Source organism: Amycolatopsis pretoriensis (assembly GCF_900107925.1).
Classification (GTDB): Bacteria; Actinomycetota; Actinomycetes; order Mycobacteriales; family Pseudonocardiaceae; genus Amycolatopsis; species Amycolatopsis pretoriensis.
In genome coordinates, this window is the sequence record NZ_FNUJ01000009.1 from 270605 (window position 1) to 296839 (window position 26235).

The window sequence follows — 26235 nt, forward strand, 5'->3', positions numbered from 1 at the left end:
GAACTCCCTCGTTCGTTGACATCGTTGGCACCGCTCGCGCAGCCTGAACCTCAGCTCAGCGCTTGAAACGATTCAATCGCCCCGCAAATGTTTCCGTGGAGGCCTCGATGAAGTGGCTCAGAGCAGTCCTGCCGGTCACGGTGCTGGTGGCGAGCGGCGTGGTCGCCGCGCCCGCCGACGCCGCGCCGAGCTGGCAGAAGTACGTCGTCGCGCCTGCTTCGCGGGACGTACGGCCGGTGAAGGTGCTGTCCACCAGTGGCGACGTCACGAACCCGGCCGGCCTGCTCGGACGGGGTGTCACGACGTTCAAGCGGCAGGCGCCGCCGCCGAAGCCGGCCTGGCCGGCGGGGACGACCGCGGCCGCGTCGTCGTTCCACGCCCCGAACAACGGCGGGAACGGCCAGCCGCGGACCTACGACCCCGGCAACGCCGTCGACGGCAACACCGAGACGTTCTGGAACGACGACACGATCGGGGCCTACCCGGACGTCCTGACCATCACCTCGGCCGCGCCGGTCACGTTGCCCGGCGTCACGCTGCTGTCCAGTGTGGACGGTGTGCCGCAGGACTACACCGTCGAGGTGCTGGACGCGGGCGCGTGGCGCGTCGCGGCCACGGTCACCGGCAACACCGCGGTCCAGCGCGCGGTCGCGTTCGACCGGGCGGTGACGACCACGCAGGTCCGGATCACCGTCACGAAGGACCAGAACACGCCTTCGGGGGAGTTCAGCCGCGTCACCGAGGTCTGGCCCGGCGTGGTCGCCGACCCGCCGGTGCCGGTCGCGGTGGTGGACTTCGGCAAGGTCGTCGCCGGGTACCCGAAGATCTCCTTCGCGGGCGCGTCGGCGAACCACCCCGGCATCCGGGTGTCGACCTCGGAAACCCAGCAGTACCTGGGCGAACGCTCGGACTTCTCGCGCTCGGACTTCTCCGGCGGGCCGGGCAGCGACCAGATCGCCGTGCCCGCTACCCCGACCGTCTGGCGGGACACGAAGGGCTGCGCGGCCAGGACGCAGGTGTGCGCGGACGGCCTGCGCGGCTTCCGCTACCTGCGGATCAGCCTCGACGCGCTCGCGTCGGACGCGCCGCTCACGCAGCCGTCCGGCGAGGTGCGGATCACCGGCGTCTCGCTCGACTTCACGCCGTTCCTCGGCACGCCGGACACCTACCGCGGCTGGTTCGAGTCGTCGGACTCCGAGCTGAACAAGTACTGGTACGCGGCTTCGTACACCAATGAGCTGGGCATGGACACCTTCCGGGAGTCCGATGTGGACCCACGCGGCGCGTTTTCGCCTTCGCTGGACGGGAAACTGGTGCTGCACGACGGCGCGAAGCGCGACCGCGACCCGTACGTCGGCGATGTCGCTGTCTCCGGCCTGACTGAGTACCTGACGCACCAGGACGGCACGGCGGCGCGCAACGTGCTCGCCGATCTGGCCGACCACCAGCGGGCCGACGGCTGGATCCCGCCCGCGTCGATCAACAACTACACGTTGCCGCTGTTCGACTATCCGCTCTGGTGGGTGACGTCGAGCTGGGACTACGTGCTCTACACGGGCGACACCGCGTACGCGGCTTCGTACTACTCGAACCTCGTGAAGACGCTCGACTCGTGGTACCCGTCGGTCACCGATTCGCGCGGGTTGCTCGCGAAGGGGCTCAACGGTACCGGCGGCTACGGCGACTACGCGTTCCTGCCGCGTACGGGCGAAGTGACGTACTACAACGCGTTGTACGTCCGGGCGCTCCAGGGTGCGGCCGGGCTGGCGCGGGCGACCGGGCATCCGGCGGACGCCGATCGGTGGCTCGCGCGGGCTTCCGGCGTGGCGTCGGCGGTGAACGCCTACTTGTGGGACCCGGCGGCGGGGGCGTACCTCGACTCCGGGACGGGCGCGGTGCGGCACGGCCAAGACGGCAACAGCCAGGCGATCCTGGCCGGGATCGCGTCGCCTTCGCAGGCCACTTCGGCGCTGGCGCGGCTCGCGGCGGGCGCGTTGCCGTACGGGAACCCGTTCATGGACAACGACACGCTGGTCTCCGACGGCACGAAGCGCGTGTACGCGTTCACGTCGTTCCCCGAGTTGCAGGCGCGGTTCCGGAGCGGGCAGCCGGACTCGGCGATTGACCAGATCAAGCGGATGTACGGCTGGATGGCCTCGCACGACCCGGGCATCACGGCGTGGGAAGGCATCGGTGAAGGCGGTTCGCACTACGAGCAGGGGTACACGTCGGCGGCGCACGGGTGGTCGACGGGTGTGGTGCCGGCGTTGACGAACGAGCTGCTGGGCGTCTCGCCCGCTTCGCCGGGCTTCGCGACGTGGACCGTCGCGCCGCACCCGGGTTCGGTCTCGTGGGCGCGAGGGGCGGTGCCGACGCCGAAGGGTGCGTTGTCGGCTTCGTGGTCTCAGAAGGGTTCGGTGTTCTCGCTGACGGTTTCGGCTCCTCGCGGGACTTCGGGTTCGCTGGTGGTCCCTGGTGGCCGGCTGGTCTTGCTGGACGGGCGGCCGCTGCGCGCTGCGGGCCCGCTCACGGTCGCCGGCGGCACCCACACGGTCCTGGTGGTGCGGTAGGAAGTCCGTAAATGGCACATTGAGGGACTTAGCGTCCGTGAATGTGCCATTCACGGACTTCCGGGTGCCGCGCGGAAAGTGTCGGTGACATCTGGGGCTTCGCCCCAGGTCGGGGGCTCCGCCACCCGAACCCCCGGAAAAACTGTCGGTGGTGGTGCGTAGCGTGGCACCCGTGAAGGAGCAGATGGGGTTCGACTTCGGCGTCGCGCAACCGGTGCGGCTCACGAAGGTGTCGCCGGCGCGGCTGGCCACCTTCGACGACTGCCCGCGCCGGTACCGGCTCGCGTACCTCGAACGGCCGACCCCGCAGCGCACCGGGCCGTGGGCGCACAGCACGCTGGGCGCGGTGGTGCACAACGCGTTGCGGGCGCTGTTCGACCTGCCGGTGCTCAAGCGGGTGCCGCAGCGGGCGGTGGCGCTGGTGGCGGAGTTCTGGAAGGACGCGGGTTTCGAGAGCGACGAGCAGGCGGCCCGCTACCGGGCGCGCGCGAAGGGGTGGGTGGCGGAGTACGTCGAGGACAACGACGTCACGCACGACCCGGTCGGGCTCGAGCGGTGGGTGTCGGCGCCGGTGAGCCCGTCGCCGGGGGAGCGGCCGTCGATGATCATCGAGGGCCGCGCGGACCGCATCGACGCCCGCTCCGGTGAGCTGGTGATCGTCGACTACAAGACGGGCAAGCGGCCACCGGACGAGTACGAGGCGCGAGCGTCGCAAGCGCTGGCGTTGTACGCGGTGGCGGCGGCGCGAACGCTGCGGATGCCGTGCACGGCGGTCGAGCTGCACCACCTCCCGACGGGCACGATCGCGGCAGCCGAGCACACGCCGGAGAGCCTCCAGCGGCACCTGCAACGCGCGGGCGAGACCGCCGCGGACCTGAGGTTGGCCACGGATACCCTGGACGCGGGCGGCGACGCGGACGTGCTGTTCCCAGCCCGCCCGGACCGCCGTTGCGCCTGGTGCGACTTCCGGCCGAGCTGCGCGGTGGGCCAGGAGGCCGCCCCCCAGGCGCAGCCGTGGGAGCTGCTCGCGCCTTGACAGGGGAGAGGAAGAGGTTGGCTTCACCGGACACCGACGACCTGGCCACGGTGCCCGCACCCGCGGGACCGCCGGAACCCTCGCGCCCCACCGGGGAGCGTGGCAGGTCGGCGGGTGGTGAGGGCGGCGCTGCCGAGGCGCCGAAGACCGAGCCGCTCGCGACCGGGCCTGTCGCGGGTGGGCGTGGCAGGGCTGCTGCGCCTGGCCATGCGGAGCCAATGGCGACCGGGACCGGCGCGGCCGAGCGTGGCCGGTCGGCCAGCGCTGCGGAGGCGCCGAAGACCGAGCCGCTCGCGACCGGGCCTGTCGCGGGTGGGCGTGGCACGGCTGCTGCGCCTGGCCATGCGGAGCCAATGGCGACCGGGACCGGCGCGGCCGAGCGTGGCCGGTCGGTTGGTGGTGAGCGCGGCGCTGCAGGGGCAGCGAAGACCGAGCTGCTCGCGACCGGGACCGGCGCGGGGGAGCGTGGCGGGTTGGCCGGTGGTGAGCGCGGCGCCGCCGAGGCGCCGATGACCGAGCCGACCGGGACCAGCGCGGCCGAAGCGCTTGCGATGGCGGAGACGCAGACCGTCCCGCAGGAACGCGTCGACCCGGAGTGGATCGAGCCCGCCGATGCCGCGGCCGAAGAACCCACCCGACCGGCCAAGGAGCGGGGCCGCTGGTGGCGCGGGTTCACCGGCTCACTCGCTGCGGGCCTCACGGTCCTCGCGGTCGGAGTCCTCGTGGTCGCCGGGATTGACCTCTACACCGGCGCGCCGGGCCCGGGTGCGGCGCTGCTGATCGGGCATCCCGTCGCGGCCGCGCTCGCCCTGGTCGCCCAGCGGGTTGCCGACCGCCGGAACGGCCTCGCCGCGGCAGGAGCGGGCGTGGCCGTTGTGCTCTTCGCTGTCTCCGCGCTCACCCTCTTCTGGCTGAACTGATCATCCGGCCGAGTTCGACCGTCCTGCGCCTGTTCGGGTGATCATCACCACCCGTCTGGTTTCGAACCAGTGCGGACGGGGCCCGTCGGACCCCGCGCAGTAGCGCACCCACGCCCGTGACGATTCGTCGTTCCTGCAGGTCAGATGGTCAACGGCAGACAACGAGCCGACGAGTGGCCGGGCACCGGCTGGGCCGAACAGCGCAACCGCACCAGCGCTGTTCGGTGGATTTCGCTGGACCTGGACTCGCGGATACAGTTCGCCGGCTCATCGAGTGGGGTGGTCTGTGACCTGGGGGGATCGATGTCGTCATGCTCGCGCGCGTTGAGAACGGCTCTGCGAAGACTGACCGTCTTCGGGCTCGTCCTCGCGTTGCTCGCCTTCGTACCCGCGGCCACGACTCCGGCCCTCGCGGCGACGGTCAAGGCTCCTCCGGTCGCGCCGACCAAGGTCATCCCCCACGGTGAGCAGCAGCTCAAGCACGTGACCGCTCCGGTCATGGCCGCCGGACGCGCTCCCGCCGCTACCTGGCCGTCGGCCGGGGTCGCCGACGTCGTCATCGCGGCGGCGGACCCGGTGAAGCCCCGCCGGCCCGCGGACGCCGGCGAGACGAACTTCGACGCGCCTCGCCGGGCCGGCGGCCTGCCCGTCCTCGTCGCCGCTCCGGGCCGGGCGCGGACGCAAGATACGTCCGTGCACGTGCGCGTGGCGGACCAGGACCTCGCGCGCCGGGCCGGGATCAGCGGGGTCGTGCTGTCCGTCGCCCCGCGCAGCGGTGGCGCGGACCAGGTTTCGGTCGGCGTCGACTACTCGGCCTTCCGTGATGCGGTCGGCGGCTCGTTCGCTTCGCGGCTGGGACTCGTCCGGCTCCCCGCCTGCGTGCTCGCCACGCCGGAACGCGCCGAGTGCCGGACCCGCACGCCGCTGCGGTCGGGCAACGACACCGCCGCGCACGTGGTCACCGCCGAAGTCGCACTGGCCGGGTCCGAGCAGGTGCTGGCTGCGACCGCGGACAGCTCCGGTTCTTCGGGCTCCTTCGCCGCGAGCTCGCTCGCCCCGTCCGGCAGCTGGGGGGTCACCGACAACACCGGCGCGTTCACCTGGTCCTACCCGATCGAGCTGCCGCCGGCCGCGACGGGCAAGGCCGTCGAACCCAAGGTCGCGCTGTCGTACAACTCCGCCGTGGTCGACGGCCGCACCGCCGCGACCAACAACCAGTCGTCGTGGATCGGGCAGGGCTGGCAGTACGAGCCCGGGTTCGTCGAACGCACGTACCGCGCCTGCGCCGAAGACGACAGCCTGCCCCAGGCGAGCAAGACCGGCGACCTGTGCTGGGCCGGCCCGATCATGACCATGTTCCTCGGCGGGAAGACCGTCGCGCTCGTGTACGACCAGGGCAAGAACCTCTGGCGCTCGGCCGACGACAACGGCGCCCGCGTGGAGCTGCTGACCGGTGCCACCAACGGCGTGCACGGCGGCGAGCACTGGAAGGTCACGACCACCGACGGCGTCCAGTACTTCTTCGGCCTCAACCGGCCGCCCGGGTACTCGAACCAGGAGCAGACGAACTCCGCCTGGACGGTCCCGGTTTACGGGGCCTACGCGGGAGATCCGTGCAACAACCCGGCGGGCTTCGCCCAGTCGTCGTGCGCGCAGGCTTGGCGCTGGAACCTCGACTACGTCGAGGACCCCTACGGCAACGCGACCGCCTATTACTACAACACCGAGACCAACTACTACGGCGTAGCCAACGGCACCGCGGGGGTGGCGTACACGCGCGGCGGCACGCTCAAACGCGTCGACTACGGCCTCCGCAAGACCAACGGCAGCGTGTACGGCGGGGTCGCCCCCGGCCAGGTCGTGTTCTCGGTGGCGGAACGCTGCCTGCCGTCCGGGGCGATCACCTGCGATCCGGCCCAGTTCACCAAGGCCAACGCGAGTTCCTGGCCGGACACCCCGCAGGACCAGCAGTGCCTCGCCGGCGCGACCTGTGACAACCACTCGCCCACGTTCTGGTCGACCAAGCGGCTCACCTCGATCACCACGCAGTACAACCTCGGCTCCGGGCCGGTGAAGGTCGACACCTACGACCTGGCGCAGCAGTTCCCCAGCGCCGCCGACAAGGAGCTGTGGCTCGACTCGATCGTCCGCACCGGCTTCAGCGGCAGCACGTCGATCACCCTGCCGCCGATCAAGTTCACCGGCCAGGTGTTCGACAACCGCGTCAGCGGCTACAACAACCAGCCCGCCATGGCGCACTGGCGCGTCACCGACATCACCACCGACACCGGCTCGGTCATCGACGTCACCTACAGCACACCGGACTGCAGCGCCTCCTCGATGCCGGCCGACCCGGCGCAGAACACCAAGCGCTGCTACCCGGTCTACTGGACGCCGCCGCTGAACAAGGACCCGATCCTCGACTACTTCCACAAGTACGTCACCGAGAAGGTCGAGGTGCAGGACGCCAACGCGTTGTCACCCAAGCAGGTGACGGCCTACACGTACCTGGGCTCGCCCGCGTGGCACTACGACGACAACGAAGTCGTCAAGCCGAAGAACCGCACGTACGGCCAGTTCCGCGGGTACAGCGAGGTCGAGACCCGCACCGGTGACCCGAACAGCAGCTTCGACGGCGTCGCCGACCGGAAGACACTGGTGCGCACCAAGTACTTCCGCGGCATGGACGGCGACACGCTGCCCGGTGGCGGGCACCGGTCGGTGTCGGTCGCCAGCTCCCTCGGCGACTCGATCACCGACGACAACACGTTCGCGGGCGCCGCGCGGGAGACGCAGGCGTTCGACGGCGACGGTGGCGCCCGGCTGACCAGTGCCGTCAACGACCCGGTCAAGGTCGCGACGACCGCGACGCGGAACCGCTCCGGCCTGGCCGCGCTGACCGCGGACGTCGTCAAGACGGCCCGGACGAGGTCGGTCACCGATCTCGCCGCGGGCGGCACCCGGACCACCACGGTCACCAACCGGTACGACGACCTCGGCAGGCTGGTCGCGAAGACCGACTCCGGTGACGGCGTCGCCGACCTGTGCGTCAGCACGCAGTACGCGGACAACACGACGGCGTGGATCCGGGACAAGGCCAAGCAGGTCACCACTTCCACCGAAGTGTGTCCCGCCGGCGATCCCACCGCCTCGCTGGTGACCACCGCGGTGCGGACCTACTACGACAACCAGGGCGAGCTGGGCGCGGTCCCTGGCCCGGGCAACGCGACCCGGGTCGACACCGCGACCGGCAACGACCACGGCACGTTGACGTTCGAGACGACGGGCAAGGCGGCGTTCGACGCGGCCGGGCGCACCCTGTCGACCACCGACGCGCGCAACTTCACGACGACCATGGCGCACACGCCCACCGACGGCGGCGTGCTGAGCAAGACGGTCACCACGAACCCGAAGGGGCAGAACGAGACCGTCGAGGTGGAGCCCGCGCGCGGCAAGACGACCGCCACGATCGACGTGGCGGGCCTGCGGACCGACGCGACCTACGACGCCCTCGGACGGCTGACTGCGGTCTGGAAACCCGGTCAGGTCAAGGGAAGCACCCCCGCGTCGTCCACCTACGACTACCTCCTGCGCACGGACGGGCCGCTGGCGATCACCAGCCGCGCCCTCGTCGACTTCGGCACCGGGACCAACTACGTCACCAACGTCGAGTTGCGCGACTCGTTCGGGCAGATCCGGCAGACCCAGACCGACGCCGGTGACGGCGGCCGGATCGTCAAGGACGTCGTGTACGACTCCCACGGCTGGCAGCGCGCGACCGACAACCGCTACCTGACCACCGGTGCGCCGGCCACGTCGATGGTGGCGGTAGCGCCGAGCGCCGTGGACGACCGCACCGTCTACGCCTACGACGGCGCCGGCCGCGCGGTCACCGCCGCCGCCTACCGGGGACTCACCCGGACCTGGGAGACGCGCACGGTCTACGGCGGCGACCGGGTGACCGAGTTCCCGCCGCCGGGCGGCGTGACCACCACCAAGATCAACGACGCGCGCGGCCGCACCGTCGAGCTGCGCCGGTACACGAGCCTGCCCGCCGTCGACGGCACCGCCGTGTCCGGCGGCGCTTACGAGGCGACGCTCTACCACTTCACGGCGACGGGCCTGCAGGACTCCATCACCGACCCGGTGGGCAACAAGTGGGTCTACGGGTACGACTTCCTCGGGCGGAAGAACTCGCAGACCGACCCGGACTCCGGGACCAGCACGACGAGCTACGACCTCGCCGGCCTCATTTCGTCCACAAAGGACGCTCGTGGGCAGGTGCTGGCCTACACCTACGACGAACTCGGTCGCAAGACCGCCGAGTTCGACGACTCGACGGCGGGGTTCAAACGCGCGTCGTGGACGTGGGACGGCGCGCCGGGCGGAGCCGGCAAGCTGTTCTACTCGACCCGGTACACGTCCACGGGCAACTGGATCACCGGGGTCGCGGCGTACAACGGGCAAGGCCTGCCGGCCAAGCAGCTCACCCAGGTGCCGACTTCCGAAACCGGCCTCGCCGGCACCTATTACACGTTGCTCGGGTACACCAGCACCGGCCAGCTGAACATGGTGCAGCCCGCGTCCGGCGGCGGGCTCCCCGGCGAGGCCATCGGCATCACGTACGACAAGTTCGGCAAACCGCTGACCACGCTCGGGTACAACGCCTACGTGTCGGCGTCGAAGTACACGCCGTTCGGCGAGAACTCCCAGTTCACGCTGGGACCGTCGAACAACCAGGCGTGGCTCTCGTACGACTACGACGCGCAGACGCGCCGCCTGACCGACGTCAACCTGTCGGCGCAGCAGGCCCAGTCGCAGATCGACGACGTGCGGTACAGCTACGACGCGGTCGGCAACATCACCAAGTCGGTCGACACGCAGGGGCCGGCCGGGACGGCGCCGGTGCGCACGCAGTGCTTCGGCTACGACCCGCTGAGCAGGCTCACCGCCGCGTGGACCGCGACCGACGACTGCGCCGCCCCGGCGGCGACGGGGACCATCGGGGGACCGAACCCGTACTGGACGTCCTGGACGTTCAAGCCGGGCGGCCTGCGGGACACGCAGACCCAGCACGCCGCGGCCGGTGACACGACCACGACCTACACCTACCCCGCCGCGGGCGGGGCGCGGCCGCACGCGCTGGCCGGGACCACGACGACGGGCCCGAACGGCACCAAGACGTCGGCGTTCGGCTACGACGAGGCGGGCAACACCGTCTCCCGTGACGTCCCGGACGGTGCGCAGACGCTGACGTGGGACCGGAACAACCGGCTCGCGTCCGTCCAGACCCCGAGGGGGCTCACCGGCTACGTCTACGACGCCGACGGTGGCCAGCTGCTGCGCCGCGACCCCGGCAAGGTGACCCTGTTCCTGCCCGGCGAGGAGCTCGCCCGCAACACCACGACCGGCGCGGTCACCGGCACGCGGTACTACACGCACAACGGTGTGACCGTCGCGGTCCGCGTCGGCGGCGCCAACCCGTCGTACCTCGTGTCGGACCAGCACAACACCGCGACGGTCGCCGTCGACTCCGTCACCTTCGCGGTCACCCGCCGCACGATGGACCCGTACGGCAACGTCCTCGGCGCGGTCGAGAACGGCCCGTGGCCCGACGCGCACGGGTTCCTCGACAAGCCGGTCAGCGCCGACTCGGGACTGACCGACATCGGCGCGCGCAAGTACGACAGCGTCACGGGCCGCTTCATCTCCGTCGACCCGGTGCTCGACCCGAAGGACCCGGACCAGCTGTGCGGGTACTCCTACGCGGAGAACAACCCCGTCTCCCGCAGCGACCCGTCGGGGATGCTGACGATCGTCGGCGTCGGCGAAGGGGGCATCAGCGAAGCGCTCGGCATGGCGCACGACATCCAGGTGACGGCGTCCCGCACGTACCACCAGGCGCACATCTCGATCTTCTGGGGTTACCTGCCGGTCTGGCGGGCCGGCTTCATCGGCCCGCAGCTGCCGGTGTGGCTGCCCGCGGTGCTGATCACCATCTGGTTCAGCACCATGCCGAGCTGCCCGACGGCGAAGCCGCGCGGCAACACCCCGACCATGGGCCCCGACCCGCTGACGCGCGCCGAACGAGCGGCCTACAACAAGGCCCACCCGCCGCCCACCCCGGCGCCGGCGCAGAAGTCCGTCCGGGAGCAGATCGCCGACCTGCTGGTCGCGCTGACCGGCGCCGACAAGATGGTCAACTGCATCCGCGAAGGCGCGGTGGGCGACTGCATCAAGGGGTTCGGCCCGCTGGTGGCGGGCCCGCTGGCCAAGGGTGCGGCCGGGCTGGCGATGCGTGGCGCCGGCCGCGCGGCGGAGATGGACAGCTTCCTCGCCGGCGGGGCGACCGTCCGGCACGGGCCCACCGCCACAGCCATCGGTGACGACGCCAACACGCTGCAGAACTTCTACCGCTCGCGGGGCACGGAAGGGCACGACGTGATCGTGCACGGCGACCGGGACGGGAACTTCCGCGTCGACGGCATGATCACCCACCCCCAGCAGATCGCCGACGCGGTCATGGAGAATCCGTACTACAACGGCGGGCCGATCAACCTGGTAACTTGCCACGGCTCGTGCGGGGCGGCCCAGGACCTCCGGGAGCTGCTCGGCGGCCCGATCACCTCCAGCCCGTTCCGGGTCGACCTGGACCCGGCGACCGGCGTGCTGCGGGAGTGGCCGCGATGAAGAAGGAGCCAGCGGTGCGTGATCTTGTCGAGCCACTCGGGGTGTTCGGACCCGGCGGCGACACCCCCTTCGACCTCCAGCCCGAAGACCTGCGGCCGCTCGTCGGCGCACTGGACGCCGGCCTGCGGAAGAAGGTGGCGGGCTACCTCCGGGGCGGCACCGTGGTGATCGCGCTCATGGAGTACACCGAGGACGTGCTGGAGGGCCGGTTCGGCGTCTCCGGCGGGTCCGGGGTGATGACGGACGGCACGTACTTCTGGCGGTGCGACGCCGCCGAGTACGTGCAGGCCTACGGCATCGCGCTGGAACAGTCCATTGTGGATCACATGGAACGGGCGGGCTGGCAGGCGCCCGCGGTGCCGCAGGCGTCGGTGGTGGCCATCGACGGCTTCCTGGTCAAGCGGCTGCGATGAGCACGTTCTTCGCCGCCGCCTGAGCACCGCACCATTCATCTCTACGGGGGGACTCCAATGCTTCGCGCCCTTTTCACGACCGTGCTCGCCGCGGCCGTCGCCACGAGCACGGCGCTGCCGGCCGCCGCCGCACCGGCGCCCGCGGTGCCGGGCACCTCGTCCGCACCGACCACACCCGCCGAAAGAACCGCGCTCGACACCGCGGTGGCGACGGGCAGACCGGTGGTCCTGCCGGACCAGACCACGGAGACGCGCGAGGTGCTGGTCAACCCCGACGGCACCTTCACCATGCGCAGTTCGGCGGCGCCGCAACGGGTTCGCCGCGACGGCCGGTGGATCCCGGTCGACACCTCGCTGCGCACCAACCCCGACGGCTCGCTGGCACCGGCGGCGACGCTGACCGACCTGCGGCTCTCCGGCGGTGGCACCGGGCCGGTGATCACGCTGGCCGAGCCGGGCGGCAAGGTGGCGTTCACCTGGCCCGCGCCGCTGCCGAAGCCGGCCGTCACGGCCAACAAGGCCACCTACGCCGGCGTCTTCCCCGGTGTCGACCTCGTCGTCTCGGCCGACGCCACGGGCTATTCCTACGTCCTGGTCGTGCACGACGCCGAAGCGGCGGCGAACCCCGCGCTGCGGGCGATCAAGCTCCGCGCGACGACCGAAGGCGTGGCTCTCGACGCGAAGGACGGTGCCCTCACCGCGCGCGACACCCGGGGTGCGCGGGTCTTCTCGGGCTCGACGCCGGTCATGTGGGACAGCACGCACCAGGACCAGAGTTCCCCGGCGCCGAGCGAGTCCGTTCCCGGCAAGGTCACGCAGCTGGGCCTCACGGCCACCGCGGCCGGTGCCAAGACGACCGACCTGACCGTCGCGCCCGACTCGCGGGCGCTGACCGGGAACGACGTGCACTACCCCGTCTACATCGACCCAGGGATGTCCGGGCAGCAACAGGCGTGGGGCGAGGTCACGGCGAACGGGTACCACTACTTCAACGCCGCCATGGACGCGCAGGTCGGCCGCTGCTGGAACGGGGACGGGCAGTGCGGGTCGCTCACCGTGGCCCGCTCGTACTTCCGGCTCGACACCGGTCCCCTGCAGAAGCGCAACGGGTTCACGGCGGTCGTCTTCTCCGCGGAGATGTGGTTCACCCAGGTCTGGGGTGCGCACAAGTGCGTCGCGGAGCCGGTGACGTTGTACTCGGCAAGCTACTTCGACGGTGGCCTCGCGTGGGGCAACCAGCCGCTCGGCTCGGCACTCGACACGGAGAGCTCCGGCGCGGGCATCCAGTGCTCGGGCGCCGCCGGGGTCCGGTTCGCGAACCAGGCGGTCAAGGACTACGCGCAGGCCAGCGCCAACAACAACTGGCCGAACGTCCACCTGGCACTGCTCGCGGCCGACGAAGGCAACACCCTGCAGTGGAAGAAGTTCGGCAGTGGCGGGTCGGTCGCACCGCACTTCGACGTGACGTTCAGCTTCCAGCCCAGTGACGCCACGAACCAGCACGTGTCGCGGGCCGTCACCTGCACCGGCCTCGCGATCACCCCCGACGCCCGGCCGACGCTCTACGGCACGGCGGTGGACAACAACAACCCGCCGCTCACCGTGACCCTGAACTACGAGGTGTGGGACAGCGCCGGTTCCGTGCGGAAGGCCGCGGGGGAGGCCACGGTGGCGTCCGGCACGCAGGCCGCGTGGACGATCCCCGCCGCGCTCGGCGACGGCGACTACAAGTACCGGATCACCGTGCACAACAACTTCCCCGGTGACGGCAGCCGGAACCTGTGGAGTCCCGGCTGGTCGCCGTGGTACGCCTTCCGGATCCAGGCGACCCCGCCACCCGCGGCCCCGGCGCTGACGTCGTCGGTCGACTACCCGGCGAACTACTGGGGTGCGCCGCGGGGCGCCGCCGGCGCCGTCGCGGTGAACTCCGGCGGGTCCCCGAACATCTCGGGGTACACCTATACGTTCGCCGGCTCGGGCACCGAGCCGGTGCCGAACACCGGGTCGTGCGACTACACGCCCACCGGCGCCGTCGACGGCGGCTGGGCGCCCGCGAGCGCGTCCGGCCCCACCTGGCTGCCCATCCCGGCCGGCTTGACGGCGGGCTACCACACGCTGAACGTCCGCAGCTTCGACGACGCGCACAACCTCTCGCCCGAGACCGCGGCGCACGTCTTCTACGTCGCCCCCAACACCGGGCAGACCACCCGCCGGTACGAGGCCGAGTCGCTGGTCGCGTCCCAGCCCGCGGGCCAGACGCAGCCACTCGTCACCCAGGAGGACAGCAACTGCTGCGTCACGACCTGGTCCGGGCACAAGCAGCTGTTCTTCCAGGGCAACGCGGCCGGGCAGGCGTTCTCCATCGCGTTCGACGTCACCACGGAGGCCGACTACCAGCTGGACGTCGGGCTCACCAAGGCCGCCGACTACGGTCAGGTCGCCTTCAAGCTGGACGGCCAGGCCGTCGGCCGCCCGGACATCGACCAGCCGGTGGGCTCCATCGACGCGTACAGCCCGAAGGTGATCAACGCGCTGACCCCGCTCGGGATCACCCACCTGGCCACGGGCACGCACACCTTCACGGTCACGGTGACCGGCACCAACGCCCGGTCGATCGGCCAGCGCTACCTCGCCGGGCTCGACCACCTCACGATCACCCGGACCACCCGGTACGAGGCCGAGCTGCCGGCCCAGGTGACGCCGGGCCAGCCGGCCGGGCAGAACGTCCCGCTCACCGTCGAGACGCAGACCGCCGCGAACGGCGGTCCGTGGTCGCAGGGGGCACAGCTGCTCTTCGCGGCCGGGGACAAGGACAAGTCGTTCGACCTGGCCTTCACGGTGCCGGTGGAAGCCGACTACGCACTGGGCATCGCGATGGGCAAGCGCGAAAACCGGGGCAAGGTGCGGATCGCCGTCGACGGCACCGCGCTGATGCGCACCGACACCGTGCCGTGGGACGGCTACCAGGCGGCGAACGGCCGTACCGTGCAGCTCGCACTGGGTGGCGCGCACCTGGGGCAGGGGCGCCACAAGCTGACCATCACGGTGGTCGGCAAGAACGACGCGTCGTCCGGTTACGCGGCCGGAGTGGACTACCTGACCGCGGTCCCGGTCAACAGCGTCACGTCGGCGAGCTTCACCGACGCCATGAACAACCGCGGGTACGCGACCGACAACACCACGGCCGCCGACCTGGACTTCAACGGCAGCGCGCTGTCGACGAACACTCTGGCGGCCGCCGGGCTGCGGCCGGGAACCAAGGTGACGATCGGTCGGGCCACGTTCACCATGCCGGCCGCGAACGCCGCGACCGGGAACGACAACGTGGTGGCGATGGGGCAGAAGATCCCGTTGCCGGCGGTGGACCGGGTCAAGGCAACGGCGATCGGGCTCCTCGCCACCAGCACGTGCGGCGACACCGCGCCCAGCACGATGACCGTCACCTACACCGACGGCACCACGTCCGACCCGGTGGTGCCCACGGTGCCGGACTGGGTGAACGGGCCGGACCGGTCCGCCGCGATCACGTTGTCCCACCTGAACAACGGCGCGACGCCGGGCGCGGCGGAAGTGAAGCTCTACATGGTGCTCGCGCCGGCTGACCCGACCAAGACGATCGCGTCGGTCACCCTGCCGAACACGGGCACCGGCTTCCTGACGAACACCTGCGGACCGGCGCCGTCGATGCACGTCCTCGCGATCGCGCCGGCGCCGGTCGCCGCCGGCTGGCTCGGCGCGTGGAGCTCGCCGCCCACGGTGACCACCGACGTGAGCACGCCGACCGGGACGACGCTGCGGATGGTCGTGCACCCGACCAAGACGGGGCCGAACATGCGCATCCGGCTGTCCAACAGCCAGTCGGGCGTACCGGCCACCGTGCCGCGCACGACGGTCGCCGCGCAGTCGGGAACGGTCGCGACGACCCTCTCGGCTCCCGTGCCGCTGAAGTTCAACGGTGCCGAAAGCGTGACGATCCCCGCCGGCGGCGAAGTCTGGAGCGATCCGATGCCGTTCCCGAGCACGGCGGGTGGCTCGGGGAATCTCCTGGTCAGCGTGGCGATCCCGGCGAACGCCCCGCCGGCCGCGGACAACGACGACGCCGACAGCGTCGCCTACCGGGCACCGGGGGACGCCACCGGCAACTCGGACGGCGGTCCGTTCGGCAGCGACGACCTGGGGCCCCTGTACGGGCACTCGTTCTTCGCCGCCGGGGTCGAGGTCTCGACCACCGACGCGAACGAAGGCACGGTCGTGGTGCTGAGCGACACCGGCTACGGGTACCGCACGCGGTACCCGGACTGGTCGCCGATCTGGACCGACTTCATCGCGGAGACGCTGGGCAGCAAGCTCCCCGGCAGCATCACCCACGGCGGGTACCCGTCCCCCGGCACCGCGGCCGCTTCCCGGGAGCGGTACGTGTTCGACGAGCCCAACGTGCGGACGGTGATCGTCAACATGGGCTACCTCGACGAGGACGACACGCTGACGACGGTCCGGCAGAAGCTGACGAACCTGATGTCCGCGAGCAGCCCGGTGGGCCTGCGCAAGTTCTCCCGCGCCGACGGCACCCCGCTGTCGATCGTGCTCACCACCATCCCCCCGCGCGGCGGGGACCCGACCGACGCGCAGGAGACGCTGCGCCGGCAGGTCAACGACGAAATCCGCGCGAACTACACCAACCTGGGCGCGGACAACTTCATCGACTTCGACGCCGCGGTCCGGGACCCCGCGGCACCGAACAAGGCCCAGGCCGCCCTGCTGAACGACGAAGGAGTTCCGAACGAGGCGTACGACCGGCGGCTGGCCCAGGCCGTGTCCGACGCCGTGGACGGCTTCCCGTCACTGACGCTCTGACCTGTTCGACCGCGAAGGCCACCTCGAGGATCAGCTCCTCGAGGTGGCCTTCGCTTACTTCAGGGCGGTCAACGTTCCGCCGCGCTCCTCCAGCAGCACCGGGCCCGCCGCTCCCAACCGGACCACGCCCGCGTAACCGCGGCGGTCGACCCCGACCGTCCGGATCGTCGAGCCGTCGTTCTCGTTCAGCACCGCCAGCCCGCCCTTGATCGGCACCACCAGCTGCGAAGCGAACACGATCCCCGGCCCCGACGCGCTGCTCAACGTCCACCTCGGCGACAAGTCGTCGCGCGACAGCGCCACCACCTTCGACCCGCTGAACCAGTACACGTTCTGCGTTGTCTGGGTCGTCGCCTCGACACCCGCCGGTGGGTCCGTCGCCAGGTCCGATGGCGGCACGTCCAGCGGGTACGCCGCGCGCTGGGAACCGTCGCCGTTGTAGATCACCAGGAGCTTCTGGTCCGGCAGCACCACCGCCGTCAGGTCGCCCGACATCGCGATCACCCGGGCTCGCTTGCCCGCCAGCACGCTGCTGAACGTCACCTGCGGCTCGTCGTCCTTCTCCGGCGCCGCCTTGTAGACCGTCAACCGGTCCGCCGGGTCGCCCGGGCAGCGCTCGATCACGCCGATCTTGCCCGACGCCGCCGCGACCGTGCCGTACGTGCACCCGGTTCGCGGCTGCTTGCCCGCGTTGACCAGCGCCGGGACCTGGCCGTACTCGGCGCTCTGCACCAGGTCGTCGCGCCAGGTCGTCAGGAGCTTCTTGCCCGTCGCCGTCACGTGGGAGCCGTCGCTGACCAGCTGCGTGCCCAGCTCCGCGTTGCCGTTGCGCTGCGCCGTGATCCGGCCCGTGCCCGGGTCCAGCTGCGTGACCTCGCTGCACGTGTCTTTCGAGAAGACCGTGTTGAGCCGGCCCCACGTCTCGTTCACCGTGCACAGCGGCAGGTCACGCGTGTAGTGCCAGCGGATCTGGCCGGTCAGCGGGTCGCGCGCGTCGACCTCGCCGCCGTCGGCCGTCGCCACCGTGTCGCCCGCCACCACCGGGACCGGCGTCGCGCCGCTGCGGGCGCTCCAGATCTCGGTCAGCGAACCCGGCACCTTGTCCGGCGCCGCCGGCAACGGCGGGGGCGCCGCGGCCTCGGTCCGGTCGGTGGCCGCGCTGTCGCTCGTCACGCCGATGACCAGCGCGACGGCGACCACGGCGACCGCGATCAGCGCGGCCAGCACCCGGTCCCGCCCGCGGTTCCACGGCGACCGCCGTGCCTTGACGCGCGGGGCGGGAGGGGTGGGAGCGACGTCCTCCAGGACGTCCTCGGAGCCGTACTCGGGGGCCGGTTCAGCCGCGGGCGTGACCTCTTCAGGCGCGCTTTCGGGCGCCTTCTCGTCTTCGCTCACTTACCCGACCCCCGTGCGTAGGCCTCAGTCTGCCGACGCAGGTGTATCAGACGTCGCCGCGGGACGGCGACGGCGGCGCCGCCGAGCGGGCCGCTCGGCGTTCTCGCCGGCTTCCTTCTCGGCCACCGGGCCGGTCGTCTCGGGCGCCGTCCCGCGGGTGCGGCGACGCGTCCGGGTGCGGCTTTCCGACGACGCGGGAGCGTCTTCCGGCGACGAAGCAGCGGCCTTGTCCGCCGCCTCGACAGCTTCGGCCGCTCGCGAACCGCCGCGGGTGCGCTTGCGCGGGGCACGGCTGCGCTTGCGCGGCGCGTCTTCCGAAGACCCGGCAGTCTCGCCGGGCTTGCCCCGGCCACGCGGGCCGCGCTTCTTGCCGCCGAGGTCTTCTTCCTCTTCGGCGGCCAGGCCGGCCCGGGTGCGGTTGGCCAGCGGCAGCCGGCCCTTCGTGCCCTCGGGGATGCCCAGGTCGGAGAACAGGTGCGGCGACGACGAGTACGTCTCGACCGGCTCCGGCTTGTCGAGGCCGAGGGTGTCCGAGATCAGCTTCCAGCGCGGCTCTTCGTCCCAGTCGACGAGCGTGACCGCGACGCCGGTGCGCCCGGCGCGGCCGGTGCGGCCGATCCGGTGGACGTAGGTCTTCTCGTCGTCCGGGCACTGGTAGTTGATCACGTGCGTGACGTCGTCGATGTCGATGCCGCGGGCGGCGACGTCGGTGGCGACCAGCACGTCGACCTTGCCGGAGCGGAACGCGCGCAGCGCCTGCTCGCGGGCGCCCTGGCCCAGGTCACCGTGCACGGCGGCGGCCGCGAAGCCGCGCTCGACCAGGTCGTCGGCCACCTTCTGCGCGGTGCGCTTGGTGCGGCTGAAGATCATCGTGAGGCCGCGGTCCTTCGCCTGCAGGACGCGGGCGATGACCTCGGGCTTGTCCATCGAGTGCGCCCGGTAGACGAACTGGGTGGTGCGCTCGTGGATGGCGCTCGCGTCGTTCTCTTCGGCGCGGATGTGCGTCGGCTGCTTCAGGAACGTGCGGGCCAGCGTGATGATCGGGCCGGGCATGGTGGCCGAGAACAGCATGGTCTGCCGCTCGTCCGGCACCATCCGGAGGATGCGCTCGATGTCGGGCAGGAAGCCCAGGTCGAGCATCTCGTCGGCCTCGTCGAGCACGAGCCCGCGGACCTTGCCCAGCACCAGGTGCTGCTGCTCGGCCAGGTCGAGCAGGCGGCCCGGGGTGCCGATCACGACGTCGATGCCCTTGCGGAGCGCCTCGATCTGCGGCTCGTACGGGCGGCCGCCGTAGATCGCCAGGGTGCGGATGCCGAGGTGCTTGCCGGCGCCCTTGAGGTCGTTCGCGACCTGGATGCACAGCTCGCGGGTCGGGACCACGACGAGCACCTGCGGGGTGCCGTCGCCGGGGACCTGCACGCGGTGCAGCAGCGGGACGCCGAAGCCGAGGGTCTTGCCCATGCCGGTGCGGGCCTGGCCGATGAGGTCGTCGCCGGCCATCGCGAGCGGCAGCGTGAGCGCCTGGATCGCGAAGGTCCGCTCGATGCCGGCCTCGCCGAGGGCCTTGACGATCTCCGGCTTGACGCCGAAGGACGCGAAGGTCGGGGCCTCGGGCTCGACCTCGACGCCCGCCTGCAGCGGGTGCGAGGTGTCGAGCGCGGCCGGGCCGGTCTCGCTGTGTTCCAGCGCGACGGCGGGGGTCTGTTCGGTTGTGGGAATTTCTGCGGTCAGGGTGATCGCCTCTCTCGTGACCAGCGCGCACAGCCCTGGGTCCGCTCGACACTCGACCGGGAGTAAACCCTGGTCCCTGGCGCTGATCTGGAGCGCGGAACCGGTCCGTCCCGGGAATGCCGGAAGAGGCGTGCACGCACATTGCAGTACGTCGGCAAGCCGCGTGACCTGCCTGTTCCCGACGCCGGTATGGCGTACGGAAGCTTCGATATCATTCGCAGTGTACCTGGTCAGCAGTTTTTCGACAGTACCCGGCGCGCCGGAACCAGTGGGATCGGTCTCGTCGCGGCACGCCCGGGTGCTTCGGCGATACCCTGCCCGGGTGACCGAGCCGAAAGAGATCTCAGAGGGCCTCGTCGACCTTCTGGGTGTGATCGCCTACCTCGAACTTTCCGCGTTCGACCGGATGGCCGAAGACGCGCGCAGCGCCCCGACCCTCGCCGGGCGGGCGGCACTGGCGCGGATGGCGGCCGCGGAGATCGGTCACTACGGCCTGCTGGCCGACCACCTGGCCGCCCACGACGTCAAGATCGAAGACGCGATGACGCCGTTCGTGGCCCAGGTCGACGCCTGGCACGCGTCGACGCCGCCGAAGTCGTGGCTCGAGTCGCTGGTCAAGGCCTACGTCGGCGACGGGCTGGCCGCCGACCTCTACCGCGAGATCGCCAGCTGGCTCGACCCCGAAACCAAGGACCTCGTGCTGACCGTGCTGGCCGACACCGGCCACTCCGCGTTCGCCGAACGCGAAGTCGCGGCCGGTATCGAAGCCGACCCCAAGACCCGTGACAAGCTCGCTCTGTGGGGGCGCCGCCTGCTCGGCGAGGCGCTCACGCAGGCCCAGTACGTCGTCGCCGAGCGCGACGGGCTGGCCGAGCTGATCATCGGCGGTTCGGGTGACCTCTCCGGAATTGCGGCGCTGTTCCGGCGGTTGCAACAGGGGCACACGAAGCGCATGCAGGCGCTCGGCCTGGGCTGATCTCGATGGAGTACCCGGAAGTGACGACGCGGTCGGGCGCGGACATGCGCCACCGGAACGAGCCGGTTCGGTTAGCCTTGGCCGGCACATCCCTTACGAATTTCCAGCGGAGGTCCCACGTGGAGGTCAAGATCGGCATCAAGGACACGCCGCGCGAGCTGGTGGTGTCCAGTGGCCAGTCTCCCGAAGAGGTGGAGAAGCTGGTCGCCGAGGCCCTGACGGCCGGTGACGGGCTCTTCCGCATCAACGACGAGAAGGGACGCAAGTACCTCGTCCCGTCCGACCGCATCGCGTACGTCGAGATCGCCCCGTCCGACGTCCGCAAGGTCGGGTTCGGCGTCGGCGACTGACCCATCGCGGCCGAGGCCACTCCGGGACCTTCCCGGGGTGGCCTTTCGCGTGTTGTCCCCCTGGTGGGCAGGCCGCCGTCGCGGACCTCGTGCGGAACACCCTTTCCGCGCACAAGTCGTTGTTCCTCGCCACTTCGGGCAGCACCGGGCCGTGGGTCGGCGGGGTGTACTTCGCCGAGACCGGCGAGTTCACGCTGAACCTCGTCCTCGAGGACCGCGGCCGGACGCTGGCCGCGATCCGGGAGAACCCGGTGGTGTCGGTGGTCGTCTCGACGGGCTCGCCGATGCAGCCGTTCCTGCAGGCCCAGGCGCTCGCCGAGGTCGTCGGCGCGGAGGAGGACGCGCGGGTGCGCGAGCTGCTCGTGGCGAAGGTCCCGGAGGCGGCGCCGTTCCTGTCCCAGCCGGTCACGGCGGTCCGGCTGACCGTGCGGAAGTGGCGCGCGACGGACATCGCGAACGGCCTGCTGCCCGGCGTCGAGCTGCCGGGCCCGCGCCTGCCCTAGGCGTTCAGCTCTTCCAGGGTCGTGGGCACGTGGAACGGTGGCGTGCTCGTGCCCATGATCCGGTAGCGGCCCCACGGGTCCGGGTCGGAGAGTTCGCCGGTGGCGGTGTAGGCGCCCGCCTGGATCGTCACCGGCTTCTTCTTGCCGCCGGCCAGCTCGGTCAGCTCCTCGTTCACCGCGACCCGGCCGTACCAGCGGTAGAACCCGTCGATCGGCTGGAAGTAGCCGCGCAGCTCGACCGTGGTCGTCAGCGAGACGCCGTCGACCACGAGGGTCGCTTCGCCGCTGTAGCCGTCTTCGTCGTGCTCGCTCATGACGTCTCCTCCACCTGCTCCGAGGCGCGGCCCAGCTGGACCACCTTGTTGGCTTCCAGGGGCAGGTTCGGGTCGATGACCACGCCGTTCTGGCGGGTCAGCCCGTCGATCGCCGCCCAGATGATCTGCGTCAGGTACTCGACCACGGCGTCGCGGCCCATGGACCGGCGGTCCAGCCACCACTCGCCGGTGTTCTGGACCATGCCGACGATGCCGTGCGCCCACGGCTCGGCCGCGCCGGAGTCCATGTTGAACATCCGCATGTAGTCGCCGAGCAGCGCCGTCAGCGCCGTCGCGATCAGTTCCTTGTCCTCGGCCACGACGTCCGACGACACCGGCTTCTCCGGCCGTCCGTGCGCCAGCAGCCGGTACAGGTTCGGGTGCTCCTCGATGACCGTGAAGAACGCGTCGAGCGCCATCCGGATCCGCGGGACCGGCGCGAGCTCGGCGTTGATCGCCGGGATCAGCCGCTCGAACAGGATCTCCGTGCCGCGCTGGCCGAGCGCCACGTAGAGGTCGGCCTTGTCGTCGAAGTGCCGGTACAGCACGGGCTTCGTGACGCCGGCTTCCGCGGCGACGTCCTCCATGCCGAGGTCCGGGCCGTGCGTGTCGAGCGCCCGCAGCGCGGCCTCGACGAATTCCTTGCGCCGCGCGATCCGGTGCTTGCGCCAGCGGTCGCGGCGCGCGTCGCCGGTCGCCTCCTCGTCTCGGGAGGCGGACCTGGACTGCTTGCCGGAGCGCTTGACACGTTCGATCACGGGGCTCATGCTACGCACAGGTAACTGTTACCTCAAGTTACACATTGCGGAAGGGGTGTCGGCAATGACGCGGACGCTGAAGGAACCGGATCGCGAAAAGACCGCGGACCGCCTGCTGAAGTCGTCGGCGAACAAGTTCTACGACCCCGACGTCGACATCGACTGGACGGCGCCCCTGGTCGAGGGCAAGCGCTTCATCCTCGACGAGCGCTCCTCGCTGTACGGCACCGAGCTCTGGGACAAGCTGACCCCCGAGCAGCGCATCGAGCTGGGCAAGCACGAGGTCGCGAGCGTCGCGACGACCGGGCTGTGGTTCGAGATCCTCTTGATGCAGATGCTGCTCAAGGAGGTCTACGAAGAGGACCCGACGTCCGCGCACGCCCAGTTCGCGCTCACCGAGATCGCCGACGAGTGCCGGCACTCGACGATGTTCGCGCGGATGGCGTCGCGCATCGGCTGCCCCGCCTACGGCCCGGTGCCGTGGCTGCGGAAGCTGGCGAAGCTGATGCCGTCGATCTCCTACGGCCCGGCGCGCTACGGCGCCATCCTGGTCGCCGAGGAGGTCCTCGACCGGCTGCAGCGCGAGCAGATGAACGACGAAGGCGTCCAGCCGCTGGTCCGGATGGTCAACCGGATCCACGTGCTCGAAGAGGCCCGGCACGTCACCTTCGCCCGCGAAGAGGTCACGCGCGGCATGGCGAAGCTGTCGAAGCCCGAGATCGCCTACCAGCAGTTCATCATCGCGCTGATCTCGTACTTCGTGACGCGGGCGTTCATCAACCCGAACGTCTACAAGGCGGTCGGCATCCGGCCGCGCGACGGCGTCGAAGCCGCCCTGAACAACCCGCACTGGCAGGGGACGATCGCGTGGGCCGGGGAGAAGATCATGCCGTTCCTGCAGGAGTCCGGCCTGGTCGGGCTGCCCGGGAAGTACTTCTGGCGCAAGTCGTTCCTGCTCCCGGCGGGCCGGTGACCACCGCGTCGCGGCTGCGCGACCCCTCGGTCGAGCACCGGTTCGTCGCGAGCGACGGCGCCGCGCTGCACGTCTCGCAGTCCGGGCCGGCCGACTCGGCGGTGACGCTGGTGCTCGTCCACGGCTGGACGCAGGACCACCGGACGTGGGACTTCGTGCTGCCGCACCTCGACCCCGGCGTGCGCGTGCTGCGCTACGACCTGCGCGGGCACGGCGGTTCGGCGCACGCCCGGCCCGGCGGCGCCACGATCGCGCGCCTGGCCGACGACCTCGCCGAGCTGATCGCTTCGCGTGTCCCGTCCGGGCCTCTCGTCCTGGCCGGGCACTCGATGGGCGGCATGACGCTGATGGTGCTGGCCGAACGGCACCCGGCGCTGGTCCGGGAGCGGCTGGCGGGCGCGGCGTTCGTCGCGACGTCGTCAGGCGACATGGACAAGCTGACGCTCGGGTTCCCGGGCCTGGTGGGCCGGGGCGTGACGCGCTTCGAGCCGCGGGTGGCCCGCCTGCTGGCCCGGCTGCGCTCGGACACGCTGCGGCTGCGGCCGGGGATGGTCCGCTCGGGCGCGCGGCGGCTCGTCTTCGGCGTCCGGCCGGGACGCGAGCAGGTGGACAGCGTCGTCGAGCAGCTCCTGGCGGCGCACCCGGCGAGCGCGGGGAGGTTCCTGGACGCGATCGCGGCCCACCGCGGCGTCGGCGGGCTGGGCGCGCTGTGCGACGTACCGTCGGTGGTGCTGGCGGGGGAGAAGGACCGGCTGTGCCCCCTGTCCCACGCGAAGGTGATCGCGGACGAGCTGCCGCACGCGGAGTTCGTCCGGTTCCCGGGCGCGGGTCACATGCTCCCGCAGGAACGCCCCTTCGAGGTCGCCCGCCGCATCTCGGCGCTGGTCCGCGTCGCCGCCACCCGCTGACCGAAGGCCGTGAATGGCACATTGACGGACACTAGGTCCCTCAATGTGCCATTCACGGACTTTCAGGAGTCCTTGAGGGGGAAGCCGCCGCCGATTCCTCGCCAGGCCAGGTTGGCCGTCAACGCCACCGCCTCTTCGCGGCTCATCGACTGGTGGTGCTGCAGCCAGAACCGGGCACTGACCTGGCTCATCCCGACCAGTCCCACCGCCAGCAGCCGCGCCTTGTCCTCGTCGAGTCCCGCGTCCGCCGTGATCGTCTCGGTGATCGCGTCCACGCTCGCCGACGTCGCCCGGTCGACCGCTTCCTGCACCGCCGGCTCGCCGCGCAGGTCGGACTCGAACACCATCCGGAACGCGCCCGCGTCCTCGCTGACGAAGTCGAAGAACGCGCCGACCGTCGCCGGGACGCGCTGGCGGTTCTCCGTCGTCGAGTCCAACGCCGTCTGCACGCGCTTCACCAGCTCGTCGACGTGGCTCTCCAGCAGCGCGATGTACAGATCGAGCTTGCCGGGGAAGTGCTGGTAGAGCACCGGCTTGCTGACACCGGCCACTTCGGCGATCTCGTCCATCGCGGCGGCGTGGTAGCCGTTCTCGGCGAAGACCCGCTGCGCCGCGGCGAGGAGCTGGGCCCGCCGTTCCGTCCGGGGCAGGCGCACCCCACGTTGCTGCAGCCGCGTCATCTCCGTCATGCTCTTCCTCCCGTCATCGCCCCTTCGACGGGCGGGGTCGCCACCGCGTGAAGTCGACCTGAAGATTACTCGCCGGTATGTATGCCGTGCCACGGGTCGGGCATCCTGAATCCGTGAACACCGCCGCGACCACGCGGGCGCCGCTGACGCACGTGCCCCTCTCGACCAGGGAATTGCCCTCGCTCGAGCCGATAATCCCGCCCTGGCCCGCGTCCTTCGAAGAAGTCGGGACGGCCCGCCTCCACGTCCGCCGCACGCCGGGGCCGGACGGCGTGCCCGCGGTCTACGTGCACGGCCTGGGCGGTTCGTCGACGAACTGGACCGACCTGGCCGCGCTGCTCGCGCCGGTCGCCGGCGGGACCGCGCCCGACCTGCCCGGCTTCGGCTACTCCGAGCCCGAAGCAGGTTTCGACTTCAGCCTCCAGGCCCACGCCGAGGTCGTCGCGCGGCACATCGAGGACGTCGGGGCGCCCGTCCACCTGCTCGGCAACTCGATGGGCGGCGCCATCGCGCTGCTCATCGCCGAACGCCGTCCCGAGCTCGTCAAGACGCTGACGCTCATCTCGCCCGCGATGCCGGACCGCCGCCTCGACCCGCGGCGGCTGTCCGACCCGCGGATGGCGCTGGCGTACCTGCCGCTGGTCGGCGCCCGGGTGCGGGCCCAGCTGGCCGCCCTCGGCCCGCGCGAGCGCGCCGAGCAGGTGATCAAGCTGTGCTTCGCCGACCCGGCGCGCTTCCCGGCCGAACGGCTCGACGAGCTGGCCGACGAGCACGGCGCCCGCGCCGGCTTCGCCTGGGCCGCGCCGGCCATGGCGCGCAGCACGTTCGCGATCTTCCGCGCGTGGTCGACGCTCGGGAAGGCGTCGCTGTGGTCGTCGGCGCCGCGCGTCCAGGCGCCCACGCTGGTGGTCTGGGGGCGCGAGGACCGCGTCATTTCCGTGAGACGCGCCATGCGGACGGCCCGCGTGATCCCGAAGGCCCGGCTGCTCGTGCTGCCCCGGACCGGGCACGTGGCCCAGATGGAACGCCCGATCGTCGTAGCGAAGGCCGTCCTCGGCATGTGGGAGCACGTCGAAGCCGGGTCTTGGTAGCCCGATCGGGTGAGAAGGATTCCCCGGGTGGTCCGCCAGTCGCCGATAACGGTTCGGTGGCGCT

17 protein-coding genes are annotated in these 26235 nt (G+C 71.2%); 12 read left to right on the top strand and 5 right to left on the bottom strand.

The genetic code is table 11. The features are described from left to right. The first annotated feature begins 107 nt into the window (after positions 1 to 107). The 6 genes from BLV96_RS36935 (at position 108) to BLV96_RS36960 (ending at position 16483) form a co-directional block, all read left to right on the top strand. Entirely contained in the window at positions 108 to 2570 is a 2463-nt protein-coding gene (locus tag BLV96_RS36935) for an alpha-L-rhamnosidase-related protein (protein WP_086677215.1), read from the top strand. Positions 2571 to 2754: 184 nt separating this feature from the next. Further along, positions 2755 to 3606 (top strand): RecB family exonuclease, encoded by an 852-nt coding sequence (locus tag BLV96_RS36940; protein WP_167379867.1) that lies wholly within the window; start codon positions 2755 to 2757, stop codon positions 3604 to 3606. Between the two features lie 353 nt (positions 3607 to 3959). Beyond that, positions 3960 to 4526: a hypothetical protein gene (locus tag BLV96_RS51495; RefSeq protein ID WP_341866133.1), complete on the top strand. Its 567-nt coding sequence runs from the start codon at positions 3960 to 3962 to the stop codon at positions 4524 to 4526. A gap of 324 nt (positions 4527 to 4850) precedes the next feature. Continuing rightward, positions 4851 to 11216 carry an RHS repeat domain-containing protein gene (locus BLV96_RS36950; RefSeq protein WP_143051072.1) on the top strand — a complete coding sequence of 2122 codons (6366 nt, stop codon included), beginning with the start codon at positions 4851 to 4853 and terminating at the stop codon, positions 11214 to 11216. A 14-nt stretch (positions 11217 to 11230) separates the two neighbouring features. After that, positions 11231 to 11629, top strand: a complete 399-nt coding sequence (locus tag BLV96_RS36955) for a hypothetical protein (protein ID WP_143051073.1) — start codon at positions 11231 to 11233, stop codon at positions 11627 to 11629. A 57-nt stretch (positions 11630 to 11686) separates the two neighbouring features. Then, positions 11687 to 16483: a hypothetical protein gene (locus BLV96_RS36960; RefSeq protein ID WP_086677211.1), complete on the top strand. Its 4797-nt coding sequence runs from the start codon at positions 11687 to 11689 to the stop codon at positions 16481 to 16483. 54 nt (positions 16484 to 16537) lie between these two features. Here BLV96_RS36960 and BLV96_RS36965 read toward each other — a convergent pair whose 3' ends face one another. Together BLV96_RS36965 and BLV96_RS36970 are read right to left on the bottom strand one after the other, a co-directional pair. Continuing rightward, entirely contained in the window at positions 16538 to 17878 is a 1341-nt protein-coding gene (locus BLV96_RS36965) for an Rv3212 family protein (protein ID WP_208608420.1), read from the bottom strand. A gap of 24 nt (positions 17879 to 17902) precedes the next feature. Beyond that, entirely contained in the window at positions 17903 to 19378 is a 1476-nt protein-coding gene (locus BLV96_RS36970) for a DEAD/DEAH box helicase (protein ID WP_244180749.1), read from the bottom strand. A 553-nt stretch (positions 19379 to 19931) separates the two neighbouring features. Between BLV96_RS36970 and BLV96_RS36975 the strand changes: the two genes are divergently transcribed. The 3 genes from BLV96_RS36975 (at position 19932) to BLV96_RS36985 (ending at position 21438) form a co-directional block, all read left to right on the top strand. After that, the gene (locus BLV96_RS36975) at positions 19932 to 20585 is read left to right on the top strand and encodes a ferritin-like fold-containing protein (protein WP_086670815.1); all 654 of its coding nucleotides are present in this window, start codon (positions 19932 to 19934) and stop codon (positions 20583 to 20585) included. 119 nt (positions 20586 to 20704) lie between these two features. Further along, positions 20705 to 20935: a DUF3107 domain-containing protein gene (locus BLV96_RS36980; protein WP_086670813.1), complete on the top strand. Its 231-nt coding sequence runs from the start codon at positions 20705 to 20707 to the stop codon at positions 20933 to 20935. Positions 20936 to 21024: 89 nt separating this feature from the next. After that, complete coding sequence (locus BLV96_RS36985) at positions 21025 to 21438, top strand: pyridoxamine 5'-phosphate oxidase family protein (RefSeq protein WP_086670811.1); 414 nt, start codon at positions 21025 to 21027, stop codon at positions 21436 to 21438. On the opposite strand, the gene BLV96_RS36990 is transcribed toward BLV96_RS36985, so the two are convergent. Both BLV96_RS36990 and BLV96_RS36995 read right to left on the bottom strand, forming a co-directional pair. Next, positions 21435 to 21752: a DUF4873 domain-containing protein gene (locus BLV96_RS36990; protein WP_086670808.1), complete on the bottom strand. Its 318-nt coding sequence runs from the start codon at positions 21750 to 21752 to the stop codon at positions 21435 to 21437. The two genes, BLV96_RS36985 and BLV96_RS36990, sit on opposite strands and share 4 nt — an antisense overlap. Then, entirely contained in the window at positions 21749 to 22519 is a 771-nt protein-coding gene (locus tag BLV96_RS36995; RefSeq protein ID WP_086670806.1) for a TetR/AcrR family transcriptional regulator, read from the bottom strand. The genes BLV96_RS36990 and BLV96_RS36995 overlap by 4 nt, the downstream gene beginning before the upstream one ends. 55 nt (positions 22520 to 22574) lie before the next feature. On the opposite strand from BLV96_RS36995, the gene BLV96_RS37000 reads away from it, so the two are divergent. Beyond that, on the top strand, positions 22575 to 23483 hold the full coding sequence (locus BLV96_RS37000) for an AurF N-oxygenase family protein (protein ID WP_167379858.1): 909 nt from the start codon (positions 22575 to 22577) through the stop codon (positions 23481 to 23483). Then, on the top strand, positions 23480 to 24391 hold the full coding sequence (locus BLV96_RS37005) for an alpha/beta fold hydrolase (protein ID WP_086670802.1): 912 nt from the start codon (positions 23480 to 23482) through the stop codon (positions 24389 to 24391). The genes BLV96_RS37000 and BLV96_RS37005 overlap by 4 nt, the downstream gene beginning before the upstream one ends. 62 nt (positions 24392 to 24453) lie before the next feature. On the opposite strand, the gene BLV96_RS37010 is transcribed toward BLV96_RS37005, so the two are convergent. Then, a complete protein-coding gene (locus tag BLV96_RS37010) occupies positions 24454 to 25080 on the bottom strand; it encodes a TetR/AcrR family transcriptional regulator (protein WP_086670799.1) in 627 nt (208 codons plus the stop codon). 77 nt (positions 25081 to 25157) lie between these two features. On the opposite strand from BLV96_RS37010, the gene BLV96_RS37015 reads away from it, so the two are divergent. Beyond that, positions 25158 to 26171 carry an alpha/beta fold hydrolase gene (locus tag BLV96_RS37015; RefSeq protein WP_086670797.1) on the top strand — a complete coding sequence of 338 codons (1014 nt, stop codon included), beginning with the start codon at positions 25158 to 25160 and terminating at the stop codon, positions 26169 to 26171. Positions 26172 to 26235 lie beyond the last annotated feature (64 nt).